Genomic DNA, 15,130 nt, shown 5'->3' with positions numbered 1-15,130 from the left:
GTCTGCGAGCCTGCGAGCCTAGGAGCCTGAGAGCCTGCGAGCGAGCGCGCGGGCAGGAGGCGCGGCGAGGCCAGGAGCAGCGCCGCCGCGCCGCGGCCGCCACGCATCGAGGCGCGGCCCGCGATCGCGGCGCGAGGTCACACCACGAAATCCAGCATCTGGAGGCGCGTCAGGTAGTCCTGGAGCGCAGAGGCGTACTCGTCGATCAGGAGATCGAGCTGCACCAGCGCGCCGTGATCGTCGACCGCGTCGATGGTCCCGCTCACCGGGATCTCGCGCGCCGGCAGGACGAGCACGCCGCTCCAGTGCGCGCCCTTCGCGACGTCGCGCAAACCGGCGAGGCGCAGCCAACCGTCCGAGAGCTCGATGACGGGGACGAGGGCGCCGCTGTCCAGGCGGACCGAGCTCTTCAGCGTGTGAGCCGGCTCGACCATGTAGTGGGAGCGCCGGTTCTTCTCGATGAGCTCCTCGAGGGTCGCGCAGATGACCTTGCTCAGCGGCGTCTCCTCGCTGTCGAGCACGAGATCGAGGAGCCGCTTCATCGCCTTCTGCGTGCGGATCAGGTTCGCGCGGGTCTCCTCGAGGCGGCGCGCGTCGCGCCGGATCTTGCCGGCCACGACGTTGAGCAGGTTGTTGTAGAAGGGGTACGCGACGTCCCCGTGGTCCTCGAAGAAGGCCTGGAGCTCGGCGACGCCGATGCGCCAGATCTCCGAAGGCTGCGTCGTCACCGCCGTCGTCGTCCGCCGGAAGCCGGTCAGCGCGCCGAGCTCGCCGATGGGCGAGATGGGGCTCAGGCGGAAGCGCGTCTCGCCCGCCTCGAGCAGCGCGACCTCGCCCCGGACCAGGAGGAACAGGTGCGCCGGAGCGCTCCGGGCCTCGAAGAGCACGTGGCCGGACGGGACTTCCTGGCGCTGAAACGCCTTCATCAGGTCATCGAGGTGATCCTCCGTGATTCTCTCGAACAGCGGGATCGCGTGCAGGTCGGATGGGCGGACCGCCATGGGATGACACTCCTCTTCTACGTGGGTCGGGCTCCGCGTCCGCAGCGTCGCGGGACACGGAGCCTTGCGGCGCGCACGAGCTCTGCGTGGACCGCGGGAGCGGCATCCTACTCCAGGTCCCGAGCCGAGGAAGAGGGATGGCCTCGCCGCAGCGAGGTGCGCGCGCAGGACCGCGAGCCCGCGCACCTTCTCGCATCGCCGCCGCGCAGCGCGTCGTCGCGTCGCGCGTCGGCGAGCGGCGAGCGGGCGGTCGCTCGGCGGGCGCCGGCGCGCGCCCGGGCGCCGTGGAGGTTTGCCCCGCTGGCAGGATCGGGTAGGTGCCGGTAACGTCGCCCGGGTGATGCCGTCCGTTCGCCAAGGGCTCCCCGCCGCGATGCGCGTCTCGCCGCCGCGCCGCCCGCTGCTGCGGCTCGTCGCCATCGGCCTCGCCCTCCTCGCCGCCTCGTGCGGCTCCGCGTCGCCGGGAGCGTCGGTCGGCGCGGAGACGCCGCCGCCGCCGAAGCCGCGCAACGCGGCCGCGATCGCGCAGTCGATCGCCGGGGGGAAGGTCTCGGTGCTCGTCTACGGCGACAGGACGCGGGGACACCCCATCATGGCGCGGCTCGCGGCGCTCGATCTGTGGGGCCCCGTGCTCACCGGCACGGGGCTCGATCCGGAGCGGGACGTCGAGCGCGCCTTCGTCACCGCGCCGCGCGCGGACGCGGCCCACGAGGCGGTGGTCGTCGTCCAGCACAGCGTGCCGCCGGACAGGCTGGCGTCCGGCCTCGACGCGCTCCTCTCGCGCAGCCAGCCGCCAGGGACCCGGGAGAGCGGGCTCGGCGTGCCAGCGGTGCGCGTGACCATCAAGGGGCACACGCGCGTCGTGGCGACCGTGGAGCCCGACTTCCTCGTGGTCTTGCCGATCGCGCGGGCGCGCGAGGCGCGGCGCTTCCTGGGCACGGGCGGATTCCCCGATCCGACTGGCGACGAGGCCGCGATCGCCGCGGCGATCGACCCGGCGCGGACGCTGAAGGGGCCGCGGGAGGCGCCCCGGGTGCCGCCCACCCTGAGATCGCTCGAGGCCGCCGTGACGCTGACCAAGGACGGCGGCGCCACGGTCGCGCTCGACGGCGCGAGCGAGAGCCCCGAGCTCGCCGCCCGCGACGCGGCCTTCCTCAACGAGGAGATCGAGCGCGCGACCTCGTTCCGCATCGCCATCGTGACGGTCCGCGTCGTCGACCCGATCGTCTTCTTCGCCGAGGGGGACCGCGTGAAGTCGAACCGGCGCGTGACGCCCGGAGAGCTCGACAAGCTCTTCGGCCTGCTCAGCGCCGTGCTGCCGCGGTAGGCTGCCGCCCGATGCGACTCGTCAAGATCGGAATCGCCAACGTCAACGCGACCGTCGGCGCCGTCCGCTCGAACACCGACCGGTGCCTCTCGCTCGCGCGCGCGATGGCGCGCGACGACGTCACCCTGGCGGTCTTCCCGGAGCAGGTGATCGGCGGCTACGCGGCCGAGGACCTCGTGCAGTGGCCGGCGTTCGTCGCGAGCCAGCAGCGCGAGCTCCGCCGGTTCGCCGAGGAGACCGCGCAGCTCCGCACCGTGTTCGTCATCGGCGTGACCGTCGGCGTTGGAGGCGACCTCTTCAACGCCGGCGCCGTCGTCCACGCCGGCCGGGTGCTCGCCTTCTCCCCCAAGGAGAAGCTGCCGACCTACAACATCTTCTACGAGGCGCGGACGTTCTCGCGCGGCATGCCGCTCATGGAGCTCGACGCCGACGGCGTGCTCTGCGGCGATCGCGTCTACGCCTTCGATTTCGGGACGATCGCCGTCGAGGTGTGCGAGGACATCTGGTCGCCCGACGGCCCGATGCGGCGCCGCTGCTACGCCGGCGCCGAGATCGTCTGCAACATCTCGGCGTCGCCGTTCCGCGCCGGGGTGACGGGCACCCGGCGCGAGATGATCGCGACCCGCGCCTCGGACAACCAGTGCACGGTCGCCTACGCGAACCTGGTCGGCGGCAACGACGGGCTCGTCTTCGACGGCGGCGGGTTCATCAACCAGAACGGCCGGCCGATGCTGGAGGCGCCGCGGTTCCGCGAGGGGTTCTCCGCGGCCGTCGTCGACCTCGACCGGACCACCCGCTGCCGCCGCGAGGCGAGCACCTGGCGCAGCGATCTCGAGGAGTTCCGCCGCGCCTCCGCCCGCATGGTGCAGGCCCTCCGGATCGACGGGGAGACCGCGGACCGCGCGCGCCTCGCCTACCCCGCCCCGCCGGCCGGCACGACGCCGTTCCTGCCCTCGGCGGCGCTGCCCGCGATCTCCGCGCGCGACGAGCTGCTCGACGATTTCTACGACGCGCTCGCGCTCGGCGTCGCCGACTACTACCGCAAGATCGGCGCCTTCAAGAGCATCGGCCTCGCGCTCTCGGGCGGCCGCGACTCGCTCCTCACGCTGCTCGTCGCCTGGCGCGCGGTGCAGCTCATCCACCCGGGCCTCGAGGGCGCGGCGCTGCGCGAGCGGATGAGGGCGTCGCTGCACGCGTTCTTCATGCCCTCCCGCTACTCCAGCGACGCCACGCACCGCGCCGCCGCGCAGATCGCCGACGATCTCGGGGTGTCGTTCGCGGTCATCCCGATCGAGGACGCGTTCCCCCGGGAGCTCGAGGCCGCCCAGGCGATGGTCGGCGAGGGCGGGCAGCTCACCGAGCTCACGAAGCAGAACGTGCAGGCGCGCATCCGCGGCGGGCGCATGTGGAACTGGGCGAACACGAGCGGCGCGCTGTTCCTGCAGACGGGGAACATGAGCGAGAAGGCGCTCGGCTACACCACGGTGGGCGGCGACCTCGAAGGGGCGTTCAGCGTCATCGCCAACCTGCCGAAGACGGTGGTCATCGCGCTGCTCGAGCGCCTCTCGCAGCGCTTCCGCTTCCAGGGCATCCAGCAGACGCTCGCCACCACCGCCGGGCCGGAGCTCGCCGAGAACCAGTCGGGCGAGGCCGAGCTCATGCCGTTCGAGGTCCTCGACGCGTGCCTCCACCTCTACGGCGCCGAGAAGCTCGCCGCCGACGAGGTCGCGGCGGCGCTCCCGAGCCTGTTCCCCGACAAGGACCCCGCCGCCCTGCGGGCCTGGGCCGAGAAGTTCGCGACGCTGTTCTCGAGATCGATCTTCAAGTGGGTGCAGTCGCCCATCGCGATCCACCTCGGCTCGCTCGATCTCGACCGCGAGCGCGCGCTGCAGCTGCCCGTGGTGCAGCGGACCGAGTGGAAAGGCGGCTGAGCCCGCCCGGAGGGCGCGGCCGCCGCCCTGCGCCGCGCGATCGGCGCTTCGATCCGCGGCGCGTCGGCGGGCGACGCGTCAGTTGGCGGCCTCCTCGACGGAGGCCGGGGGCCCCTGCCTGCCGTCCTTCCCGTCCCTCGAGGCGCTCTCGATCCCGTCGTGGCCGGCGGCCATGCCAGGAGTCACGGGCGTCACGGCGGGGCGGATCGAGCCGTCCGCCGAGAAGCGCTCGAGATCCTCGGTGACGCGGCGGAGATAGGCCTGCTTGATGTGGAACGGCAGGAAGGCGCTCTTGAAGCCGGCCACGATGGTCGCCTTGATCTCCTTCAGCCCGAACCCCATCTTCGTGTGGCAGTGCCAGAGCTCGTGCGACACCGTCGTGTCGGTGACGAGCCGGTTGTCGGTGTTGACGGTCACGCGCAGGCCGAGGCTCTGGTAGAGCTTGAGCGGGTGCGAGGCGAGGTCGCGCACGGCGCCGGTCTGCACGTTCGACGACGGGCAGCACTCGAGCGGGATGCGGTGATCGTTGATGTAGTGGAGCAGGTCGCCGTCCTCGCGCAGGCGGCAGCCGTGGCCGATCCGGTGCGCGCCGCAGACGTGGAGCGCCTGCGCGATCGACTCGGGGCCGTACGCCTCGCCGGCGTGGATGGTGCAGTTGATGTTGTTCTGCCGCACGAGCTGGAACGCGGCCTTGTGGTGCTTCGCCGGGTGGTCGTACTCGGCGCCGGCCAGGTCGAACCCGACGACGCCGCGGCCCTTGTACGCCACCGCGAGCTCCGCCATCTCCAGCGACGACTCCGGCGAGATGTTGCGGATGCCGCAGACGATGACGTTGCTCTCGATGCCCAGCGCGTCGCGCGCCGTCCTGAGCCCGGAGAGCACCGCCTCGACCACGCTCGTGAGCCGCAGGCCGAGGCGGGTGTGCAGCATCGGCGAGTAGCGGACCTCCATGTAGCGCACGTTCTCGCGCGCGGCGTCCTCCGCGAGCTCGTAGGCGACGCGGTGGAGGGCCTCCTCGGTCTGCAGGACGCGCAGCGTGATGTCGAACGCCTTGAGGTACTCGACGAGCGAGCCGCAGTTCTGGCCCAGGTTCATCACCCTGCGCAGCTCCGCCGGCTCGTACGTGGGGAGCTCGACGTGGTGGGTGCGGGCGAGCTCGATGATCGTCTCGAGGCGCAGCGAGCCGTCGAGGTGGACGTGCAGATCGGTCTTGGGTAGTTGCCGGAAGAACTCCAGGGGGAGCTTGCCGGCTAGCTCGGGATGATCACTCATGAGCTATTCTGTCACCCGGCGACCGGCCGCGAAAGGCAGCGCGGGGCGCGACGTCGCTCACGATCGCTCTGGCGAGGACGACGAGGGCGCGGCGCCGCCCTCGCCCGCCGCGCCGCGCGAGCGATCCCTTCCGCCCGCGAGCACGGCGACAGCGGCCGCGCCGAAGAGGGCGACGAAGAGCCACGGGAGCGGCAAGCTCATGTCGTCCCCGGCGGCCTCACGGCGCAGCGCATCGCGGATCCGCTCGGGGTTGTACGCCACCACGAGCCGCCGGCCGACGTAGGTCGTCGGGAGCCCGCGCGCCTCCATCCGCCCATACAGCGCGACGTCCGCGTCGATGGCGGCCTGGGTCTCGGGCGCGGCGAGGCAAGCCGCGAGCTCCGCGGCGGAGAGGCCGAGCGGCGAGAGGACGGACGCGACGCGCTCGTCCGTGAGCTTGCTCGGCGACGCGCTGTAGAGCAGCGCCGCGGCCTGCTCGCGCTTGTCCTCGGGCGTGCAGACGTAGGCCTTCGCGGCGGGGAGCGCGCCGGGGTGGTTCGGGAGCGGCACCATCTTGCGCACGTGGCGCACCCTGTCGCCGTAGGGCTCCTCGATCTTGCTCAGCTCGGGGTGCAGCCTGCGACAGAAGGGACACTCGAAGTCGGTGAAGGCCACGATCGTGATCTTGCCCGGCTCCTGCAGCGCCGCGAGCTCCGGCGGGAGCGGCGGGATGACCGGGTGGCTGCCCCAGAGGAACGGCAGGCCGATCGCGGCCGCGGCGGCCGCGCCCCACGCCGTGACGCCCAGCGGCCCGCCCTGCGCAGCGCGCTCGAACGCCGCGGCCGGCATGCGCCGCGCCTGCCGCGCGACGAGGGCCGACGTGATCGCGGCGGCGAAGGCCGCGAGATCGACCGCGACGCACCACGCGCAGAACGCCCCGATCACGAGGCTCTGGAGCCCGAGGAGCACCGCGGCGGCGAGGCCGCCGACGGCCGAGGCGGCCGCGAGCGCGGCGTGGTGCCAGCGCGCCCGCGCGAGCAGCGAGGCGGTGAGGAGCGCGGTGAAGGCGGCGAGGCCGAGGTTCGGCAGCGGGACGCCGAGGAGGCGGCTGTACGGCGAGATCCTGACGGCGAAGCACCCCGACGTGACGCCGCAGAACGCGGGATCGCCCGCGTTCTGGTACTCGACGACGAGCGCCGCGCTCGCCGCGATGGCGGCGAAGAGCGCGAGCCGGAAGAGCGTGACGAAGAACCGGACGCGCCCGGCCTGCCGCTCGTCGCTCGAGGACAGCGGCGCAGGCGCCTCGGGGCTCGCCTGAGGCGCCTCCGCGCGCCCAGGCCGTCCGTCGCGTCCTCCACGTCCTTCACGCCGGTCGCCGGCCGGACGCACCGCGAAGACGTTGCCCCTGCCGGCGAGGGCGACGAGGAGCACCAGCGCGAGGAGCAGGACGATCGAGTTCAGCAGCATCGGTCGTTGCGGTCGGTGAGAGGTGGGTTCGAGGCATACCGGACCCGGGCGGAGACAGCCAGCGCGAGGAGACTCGTGCTAGTCGAGTTTCATGCGTTCTTCATCTCGCGGAGATCCCCCGACGACCGGCTCCGGCGCGCGCCGCCGGGAGGCCGTGGTCGACCTGCTGTCCTCGTTCAAGCGCGCCCTGCACGCGAACGAGATCGCCGAGCGCCTCGGGGTCGAGCCGAGCCGCTACGCGAAGCTGCAGCGGCTGCTCGAGGAGCTGTCGCTGGAGGGCAGCATCGTGGCGCTCCCCGGGCAGCGCTTCCGCACGAGCCAGAAGCAGGTCGAGGCGCGCGGCGCCGAGCGCGAGGGGACGCTGACGGTGCACCCGCGCGGCTTCGGCTTCGTGGCGCTCGGGGGGGCGGCCGAGGACGTCTACATCTCGCCCGAGGCGATGGGCGGCGCGCTCCACGGCGACACCGTCGTCGTGCGCATCTCGACCCGCTCGCGGCGCGGCGTGGAGGGGGAGATCGTCCGGGTCGTCAAGCGGCGCCACGCGCGCGTGGCGGGCGTGCTGCGGCGGCGTGGCAGGAGCGCGTGGCTCGAGCCGGACGACGGGCGCGTCCGCGGGCCGATCGTGATCGTGCCGCGCGAGCCGGGCGGACCGCTCGTTCCGCCCGGCGCGGAGGACGGCGCCGCGGCGGTCGTGTCGATCGCCCGCTTCCCTGACCTGGCCGATGAGAACCCGGAGGGCGTGCTCGAGGCCGTGCTGGGGACGCCCGGCGACCCGAACGTGGAGGTCGCCAAGATCCTGCTGCGCGAGGGGATCGAGGAGGAGCACGCGCCGGAGGCGATCGCCGAGGCCGAGGCGTTCGGGGGCGAGGTGCCAGCCGAGGCGCTCGAGGGGCGCACGGACCTCACCCACCTGCCCATGCCGACGATCGACCCGGAGGACGCGCGCGACCACGACGACGCGGTGTGGGTGATCCGCGAGGATGACGGCTCGTACCGCGCCTGGATCGCGATCGCCGACGTCTCGCACTACGTGCGGCCGGGCACCGCGCTCGACCAGGCGGCGCTCGCGCGGGGCAACTCGGTCTACCTGCCCGATCGCGCGATCCCGATGCTGCCGCGGGCGCTGTCGTCGAACCTGTGCTCGCTGCTGCCGGGCGTGATCCGCCTGTGCCTGTGCGTCGAGGTCGAGCTCGACGCGACGGCGGCGGTGCGGCGGGCCCGCGTCATCGAGGGGTACATCCGCTCGAGCGCGAAGCTCACCTACCCCGGCGTGGCGCGCGCGCTCGGCTTCACGCCCGAGCCGCCGCGCAGCCCCGAGGCCGAGGCGCTCAGGAGCGACCTTCAGGTGATGTGGGACCTCGCCCGGCTGCTCCGCGGCAGGCGGATGCGGCGGGGCGCGCTCGACCTGGACCTGCCCGAGGCGAAGGTCGTGCTCGACCCGGAGACGGGCGCGCCCGTCGACGTGCAGAAGCGCAGCCACGACCCCGGCGTGGCGAAGGCCTACCAGCTCATCGAGGAGATGATGCTCCTCGCGAACGAGACGTGCGCGCAGTTCGTCGTCGACCAGGGCATCCCCACGGTCTTCCGGTACCACGCGCCCCCGGACCAGGCGAAGCTCGAGCGCTTCGCGACGATGTGCGGCGAGCTCGGGCTCGCGTTCGACCCGGAGGACGCGGCCGACCCCAAGCGGCTGTCGGTGTTCCTGAAGAAGCTCGACGCGCACCCGCAGAAGCAGGTGCTGCACATGCTGCTGCTCCGCGCGATGAAGCAGGCGGTGTACGACGTCGCGAACGTGGGCCACTTCGGGCTCGCCTCGAGCGCGTACCTGCACTTCACCTCGCCCATCCGGCGGTACCCGGACATCACGGCGCACCGGGCCATCCGCGCGGTGCTGCGCGGCGAGCGCGTCGACAGGAGCGAGGCGGCCACCGAGCGGCTGCGCGAGGCGGCCATCACGGCGTCGGAGCGCGAGCGAAAGGCGATGGAGGTGGAGCGCGAGGTCGTCGACCTGCACCGCGCGCTCCTCATGCGCTCCCGGCTCGGCGACACCTTCGAGGGCACCGTCACGGGCATCATGGGCGGGGGCGTCTACGTCAACATCGAGGATCCCTTCGTCGACGTGCTCGTCCGCATGGAGTCGCTCGGCCCGGATCAGTACGAGATCGACGACGAGGGGCTGCGCGTCATCGGCCGCCGCTCGGGGGACCGGATCGCGATCGGCGACGCGATGCTCGTGCAGATCGAGGACGTGGCCATCCTCCGGCGCGCCGTCTATGGCCGGCGCCTCGCCGGCGAGCCGGCGGCGGACGAGGCGAAGCCGCGCCGGCAGCGGCGCGACGCGGCGGACGCACGGCCCCCCCGTCGTGTCAAGATCAGCAAGAGCACCAGGCCCCTGACGGGCATTAAGACCAGCAAGCGCACCAAGGGCGGCAAGAGCGCCAAGGTGCGAAAGAAGCAGCGGTAGCAGCCCGCCCGAGGGCTCGATTCCCTGCAGGCTTTACCGCTCGAACGCACGAGCGCGCAGCACCCTCCCAGCCACGCTCGATACGCGCGGACAAGTGCGCGAAACCTCGTGGAAATCGTCGAGACGACACGACGAAACAGAACGAGTCGGCCCCGTCGAGACACACGCGACGACCCGGGCCAATAGCCGACCAAAGTCACGCCCCCTCCGCGCCCCTCTGCGACTGACACCCGCTCAAAAGAGGGAGGGCTCCTGCATTTTCCTTGCGCCCAGAAAACCACTATGTTCTCAACTAATTCATTCTAGGAGAGAGGTAACCAATGCCCAAGCCGACGTATCCCGCTTACAACGCTGGTGACTTCCTGGTCGATTACGAGGAGAAGGTCTTCGAAGACGTCAAGGCGAAGCCGGGAGAGAAGGCGCTGGTTACCTTTCACACGGTGGCCTTCGAAGGGTCGATCGGCCTCGTCAACGTGCTGACGGCGATCCGCCTGCAACGTAAGGGGTTTGAGACATCCATCCTGCTCTATGGGCCGGGCGTCACCCTGGGGCTCCAGCGCGGCTTCCCCAAGCTCGGCAGCGAGGCGTTCTCCGGGCACCTCGCGGTGAACCAGCAGATCGGCCGGTTCATGGAGGAGGGCGGCAAGGTGTACGCCTGCCGGTTCGCGCTGCAGGCGCTCTACGGCCACGGCGAGCACGCGCTGATCCCGGGCATCAAGCCCATCAGCCCGCTCGACGTGCTCGACATCCAGCTGATCCACCGCCGGGACAACGCCTTCATGGTCCACTCCTGGACGCTCTGATCCGAGCGCGGTCCATGGAGTTCAACCGCAAAGTCCGGGCGGCCGCGGTGCAGGCCAGTCCCGTCCTGGGCAGCCGGGACGGGACGACCGAGCGCGTCGTCGCCGCGATCGCCAGGGCCGCGAAGGAGGGCGCCGAGCTGTGCGTCTTCCCCGAGGCGTTCGTCCCGTATTACCCGTACTTCTCCTTCGTGCTCCCGCCGCCCGCCATGGGGAAGGAGCACATGCGCCTTTACGACGAGGCGGTCACCGTCCCCGGCCCGGTGACGCGGGCCGTGGCGGCCGCCGCGCGCGCGCACGGGGTGGTCGTGGTGCTCGGCGTGAACGAGCGCGATCACGGGACGCTCTACAACGCGCAGCTCGTCTTCGACAGCGACGGCTCCCTGGTGCTCCACCGGCGCAAGATCACGCCGACCTACCATGAGCGCATGATCTGGGGGCAGGGCGACGGCTCGGGGCTCAGGACGGTGGACACCGCGGCCGGGAGGCTCGGCGCGCTCGCCTGCTGGGAGCACTACAACCCGCTCGCGCGGTTCGCGCTCATCGCGCAGCACGAGCAGATCCATTGCAGCCAGTTCCCCGGCTCCCTTGTCGGGCCCATCTTCGCCGAGCAGATGGAGGTGACGATCCGGCACCACGCGCTGGAGTCGGGCTGCTTCGTGGTGAACGCCACGGCCTTCCTGACGCCGGAGCAGGTCCGGGAGGTCGCTCCGAACGAGCAGATCCAGGGCGTGCTGCGCGGCGGGTGCATGACGGCGATCGTGACGCCCGAGGGCGTGCACGCGTGCCCGCCCGTGACCGACGGCGAGGGGATGGCCGTCGCCGAGCTCGATTTCGCCCTGATCACGAAGCGAAAGCGGATGATGGATGCGGCGGGGCACTACGCCCGGCCCGACTTGCTGCGGCTTTGGATGGATACGGCGGAGCGCTCGATAACGCTCGGCGCGGGCAGCCCCAAGGCCTCCTCCCTTGCCCCTGCGGCGGTGGACCATGGATACCCAGACGCTGATCACCGAGCTCCAGTCGTTCGGCCTGAGGCTGGCTGAGGCCCCCGAGGGCGCCCTCGAGGCGGGCGCCGCGCCCTCGCCGGAGCCCGCCTCCGGCGAGGCCTCCGGCGAGGGTGGCGGCCGCCGCGCGGCGTGGACCTCGCGGCGCGGCGGCGCGGGGCCGACCCAGCACGTCGCGGCGACGCTGCGCGGGGCCACGGTGATGATCCCGATCCACACCGACCAGGCGGCGGCGTCGCCGTTCGTCGCGCGGCTCGGGCGCGACGGCGCGGGGACCGTGGAGCGGGACGGCCAGGAGCTCGCGCCCATCGCCCTCGTCAAGGAGCCGCGCTTCTACGCCCTCTCGACGAAGGACGGCGTCCCCTACCCCAAGATCGCGCTGCTGCACGGGGCGGACGTCCTCGCCTCGACGGTGCTCCAGACGTGCATCCGGTACACGGAGCGCGAGAAGGCCTGCACGTTCTGCGCGATCGGGCAGTCGCTCGCGGCGGGGCGCACCACCGCGAAGAAGACGCCCGAGCAGCTCGGCGAGGTCGCCGAGGCGGCGGCGCGGCTCGACGGGGTGCGGCACGTGACGCTGACGACGGGCACGCCGCGGTCGGCGGATCGCGGCGCGGCGCACCTCGCCGACTGCGCGCGCGGCATCAAGGCGCGCGTCGCTCTGCCCGTGCAGGCGCAGTGCGAGCCGCCCGACGATTTCGCCTGGTTCGACCGGATGCGCGCCGCCGGCGTCGACAGCCTGGGCATGCACCTCGAGGCGGTCGAGGACGAGGTGCGCGCGGCCGCGATGCCGGGCAAGGCCGAGGTGAGCGTGGCCCGCTACTTCGAGGCGTTCGAGGCGGCCGTGCGGGTGTTCGGGCGCGGCCAGGTGTCGACGTACCTCATCGCGGGGCTCGGCGACTCCCTGGCGTCGCTGCTCGACGCGAGCGAGCGGCTCATCGCGCTGGGGGTCTATCCGTTCCTCGTCCCGCTCGTGCCCATCCCCGGGACGCCCGGGGCCGATCGCGCGCCGCCCTCGGGGGACTTCATGCGGGCGCTCTACGAGCACATCGGCCCGCTGCTCGCGCGGGCGGGGCTGCGCTCGACCGACGTGAAGGCGGGCTGCGCCCGCTGCGGCGCCTGCTCGGGGCTCTCGGGCTTCGAGGCAGAAGGCCGGCCCGCGGCGCGGCCGGGACCCGGCGCGGCATGGACACCAACCTCGGAGAGCTCCGATGACGCCACGTTACAGCTTCGAGCTTGTGCAGAGCAGGGACACGTACCTCGAGTACCTCCGCTTGCGCCGGGCCATCTTCTGCGACGAGCAAGGGCTGTTTAAGACCACCGACGAGGACGACTGGGACGGCTCCGCGTTCCCCATCGCCGCCCTGGAGCACGGGGCGCCCGGGGGCCCGCGGCTCGTCGGCACCGTGCGCATCTACGAGGCGGAGCCCGGCCTCTGGTACGGCGGCCGGCTCGGCGTCGAGCGCGCCCACCGCAAGCAGGGCGTGGTCGGCCGCGGCCTCGTCCACAAGGCGGTCACCACCGCCCACGGCTGGGGGTGCCGCCGGTTCCTCGCGCTCGTCCAGGCGGCCAACGTCCCGTTCTTCGAGGGCATCCACTGGCGCTCCCTCGAGGAGCGATCGCACCGCGAGCGGCCGCACCACCTGATGGAGGCCGACCTCGACAGCTACCCGCCGAGCGACGAGCCCCGCCCGCCGCCCGGGCAGAGGTTCCGCTGATGCTCGGCGGCGTCGCGGCCGAGCTGCGCGGCGCGATCGGCGTCCTCGCGAAGCGGGACGTGCAGATCCCGGCGCGGCACCTGTCCGGCGCGCCGGGCGCGGCGCTCGGCGACGACTGCGCGGCCATCCCCGACGGAGACGGCTACCTGCTCCTCGCCGCCGAGGGGATCTGGCCGGCGTTCCTCGAAGGCGACCCGCGGTTCGCCGGCTACAGCGCCGTGATGGTCAACGTCAGCGACGTCTACGCGATGGGCGGCCGCCCCGTCGCCGTGGTCGACGTCGTCTGGGGGACCTCGGCCGGCGCGCTGGAGCCGGTCTGGGAGGGCATGGTCGCCGCCTCGCGCGCCTACGGCGTGCCGATCGTCGGAGGGCATACGAGCGCGCGCAGCCCCTACAACGCCCTCGCCGTCGCCATCGCGGGCCGTGCGCGGCGGCTCATCACGAGCTTCGCGGCGCGCCCCGGCGACGTGCTCGTCGCGGCGATCGATCTGCGCGGCGAGATGCACGCGGAGCACCCGTTCTGGAACGCCTCGACGGGCGCGGACCCGGCGCGGCTGCGCGGCGACCTCGAGGTCCTGCCCGCCCTCGCCGAGGCGGGCCTGTGCGACGCGGGCAAGGACATCAGCATGGGCGGCGTCGCGGGGACGCTGCTCATGCTCCTGGAGACGTCCTGCGCCGGCGCGGTGCTCGATCTGGAGGCCGTCCCGAGGCCGCGCGACGTCCCGCTCGCGCGCTGGCTGCTCGCGTTCCCGAGCTACGGCTTCCTGCTCAGCGTGCGCCCGGGGGTCGCCGGCGAGGTGCTCTCCGCGTTCGCGCGGCGGGGCATCGCGAGCGCGGCGGTCGGCGCGGTCGACGGCTCGCGGCGGCTCACCCTCCAGGCCGCCGGCGAGCGGCAGACGCTCTGGGACCTCTCCGCGGAGCCGCTCACCGGGCTCGCGCGCGAGGGCGCGCGATGAGCGCCCGCGCTGCGCCAGCCGACGACGCGCCGCTCTCGGTCGCGCTCCTCACCTACTCGACCAAGCCGCGCGGCGGCGTCGTGCACACGGTCGAGCTCGCGGAGGCGCTCCACGACCTCGGCGTCTCGGTCTGCATCTACGCGCTGAACAAGGACCAGGGCGGCTTCTACCGCGCGCCGCGCTGCCCCTCGGTCCTCGTGCCCGCCGCGCCCCCCCAGGCGGGGATCGACGCGGTCGTGAAGCAGCGCATCGCGGAGTTCGAGGACGGCCTGCGCCGCCTCGGGGCGCGGCACGACGTCTGGCACTCCCAGGATTGCATCAGCGCCAACGCGCTCGCGGCCCTGCGCGCCGAGGGGCGCGTCCCCCGCTTCCTCCGGACGGTGCACCACCTCGACGACTACGACAGCCCGTACCTGCGCGCCTGCCAGGACCGCTCCGTGCGCGAGGCCGACGCGTGCCTCGTGGTCAGCGAGGCGTGGAGGGAGGCGCTCCGGGCCGAGCACGGCGTCGACGCGGCGATCGTCCCGAACGGCGTGAGCCTGCGCCGCTACACGGCCACGCCCGACGAGCGGGACGCGGCGCTGCGCGCGCGCCTCGACGCCACCGGATCGCCGCTCTACGTGACCGTGGGCGGCGTCGAGCCGCGCAAGAACTCGATCGGCCTGCTCAAGGCGTTCCTGTCGGTGCGGAAGCGGCTGCCCGGAGCCCAGCTCATCATCGCCGGCGGAGAGACGCTGTTCGACTACGAACCTTACCAGCGCGAGTTCGAGGCGATCGCGCGCGAAGGCGGCGTGTGGCCCTCGCCTTCGGGCGCGTCGCCGCCGCCGCTCGTCCTCGCGGGCGTGCTCCCCGACGCGCTGGTCCCGCCGCTCTACCGGCTGGCCGACGCGTTCGTCTTTCCGTCCGTCCGCGAGGGGTTCGGGCTCGTCCTGCTCGAGGCGATGGCCTCGGGGGCGCCGGTGGTGAGCTCTGCGCAACCTCCCTTCACCGAGTTCCTCGCCGACGGCGAGAGCGCGCTGCTCGTCGATCCCTCGAGAACAGACGATCTCGCCGGCGCAATGGAGGCTATCCTGGACGAGGGCGTGAGGCGGCGCCTCCGCGCCGCGGGGCTCGAGACCGCGGCCCGGTACACGTGGGAACGTTCGGCCCGCACCGCGGCCGGCGTCTACCGCGAGTTCCTTGGATCCCGCCAAACCTAGGGCGAGCAA

The 15,130-nt window shown here is 72.8% G+C and carries 12 protein-coding genes; 9 read left to right on the top strand and 3 right to left on the bottom strand.

The window, feature by feature from the left end; all coding sequences use genetic code 11:
• Window positions 1-137 precede the first annotated feature (137 nt).
• A complete protein-coding gene (locus tag WMF27_RS45540; RefSeq protein ID WP_437762616.1) occupies window positions 138-1,001 on the bottom strand; it encodes a Crp/Fnr family transcriptional regulator in 864 nt (287 codons plus the stop codon).
• 340 nt (window positions 1,002-1,341) lie between these two features.
• On the opposite strand from WMF27_RS45540, the gene WMF27_RS45535 reads away from it, so the two are divergent.
• Both WMF27_RS45535 and nadE read left to right on the top strand, forming a co-directional pair.
• A complete protein-coding gene (locus WMF27_RS45535) occupies window positions 1,342-2,328 on the top strand; it encodes a hypothetical protein (RefSeq protein ID WP_437769924.1) in 987 nt (328 codons plus the stop codon).
• 11 nt (window positions 2,329-2,339) lie between these two features.
• Window positions 2,340-4,259 (top strand): NAD(+) synthase, encoded by a 1,920-nt coding sequence (gene nadE, locus WMF27_RS45530; protein WP_437762617.1) that lies wholly within the window; start codon window positions 2,340-2,342, stop codon window positions 4,257-4,259.
• A 78-nt stretch (window positions 4,260-4,337) separates the two neighbouring features.
• On the opposite strand, the gene add is transcribed toward nadE, so the two are convergent.
• Both add and WMF27_RS45520 read right to left on the bottom strand, forming a co-directional pair.
• Window positions 4,338-5,531 (bottom strand): adenosine deaminase, encoded by a 1,194-nt coding sequence (gene add, locus WMF27_RS45525; RefSeq protein WP_437762618.1) that lies wholly within the window; start codon window positions 5,529-5,531, stop codon window positions 4,338-4,340.
• 57 nt (window positions 5,532-5,588) lie between these two features.
• A complete protein-coding gene (locus WMF27_RS45520) occupies window positions 5,589-6,977 on the bottom strand; it encodes a vitamin K epoxide reductase family protein (RefSeq protein ID WP_437762619.1) in 1,389 nt (462 codons plus the stop codon).
• Window positions 6,978-7,068: 91 nt separating this feature from the next.
• Between WMF27_RS45520 and rnr the strand changes: the two genes are divergently transcribed.
• The 7 genes from rnr to WMF27_RS45485 all read left to right on the top strand — a co-directional run bounded on the left by rnr (window position 7,069) and on the right by WMF27_RS45485 (window position 15,121).
• Window positions 7,069-9,441 (top strand): ribonuclease R, encoded by a 2,373-nt coding sequence (gene rnr / locus WMF27_RS45515; protein WP_437762620.1) that lies wholly within the window; start codon window positions 7,069-7,071, stop codon window positions 9,439-9,441.
• A gap of 320 nt (window positions 9,442-9,761) precedes the next feature.
• Window positions 9,762-10,244, top strand: coding sequence for an MSMEG_0572/Sll0783 family nitrogen starvation response protein (locus WMF27_RS45510; protein ID WP_012241614.1), 483 nt, complete (start codon window positions 9,762-9,764; stop codon window positions 10,242-10,244).
• 14 nt (window positions 10,245-10,258) lie between these two features.
• Entirely contained in the window at window positions 10,259-11,287 is a 1,029-nt protein-coding gene (locus WMF27_RS45505; protein WP_012241613.1) for a Nit6803 family nitrilase, read from the top strand.
• Entirely contained in the window at window positions 11,232-12,563 is a 1,332-nt protein-coding gene (locus WMF27_RS45500) for an MSMEG_0568 family radical SAM protein (RefSeq protein ID WP_437943652.1), read from the top strand. The genes WMF27_RS45505 and WMF27_RS45500 overlap by 56 nt, the downstream gene beginning before the upstream one ends.
• A complete protein-coding gene (locus WMF27_RS45495; protein ID WP_373372214.1) occupies window positions 12,460-12,966 on the top strand; it encodes an MSMEG_0567/Sll0786 family nitrogen starvation N-acetyltransferase in 507 nt (168 codons plus the stop codon). The genes WMF27_RS45500 and WMF27_RS45495 overlap by 104 nt, the downstream gene beginning before the upstream one ends.
• Window positions 12,966-13,922: a sll0787 family AIR synthase-like protein gene (locus WMF27_RS45490; protein ID WP_437762622.1), complete on the top strand. Its 957-nt coding sequence runs from the start codon at window positions 12,966-12,968 to the stop codon at window positions 13,920-13,922. The genes WMF27_RS45495 and WMF27_RS45490 overlap by 1 nt, the downstream gene beginning before the upstream one ends.
• The gene (locus WMF27_RS45485) at window positions 13,919-15,121 is read left to right on the top strand and encodes an MSMEG_0565 family glycosyltransferase (RefSeq protein ID WP_437762623.1); all 1,203 of its coding nucleotides are present in this window, start codon (window positions 13,919-13,921) and stop codon (window positions 15,119-15,121) included. The genes WMF27_RS45490 and WMF27_RS45485 overlap by 4 nt, the downstream gene beginning before the upstream one ends.
• Window positions 15,122-15,130 lie beyond the last annotated feature (9 nt).

It is taken from the genome of Sorangium sp. So ce281 (assembly GCF_051527395.1).
GTDB classification, from domain to species: Bacteria; Myxococcota_A; Polyangia; order Polyangiales; family Polyangiaceae; genus Sorangium; species Sorangium cellulosum_B.
The sequence above is the reverse complement of the archived record's forward strand: the minus strand, read 5'-3'. Positions and strand labels throughout refer to the sequence as shown.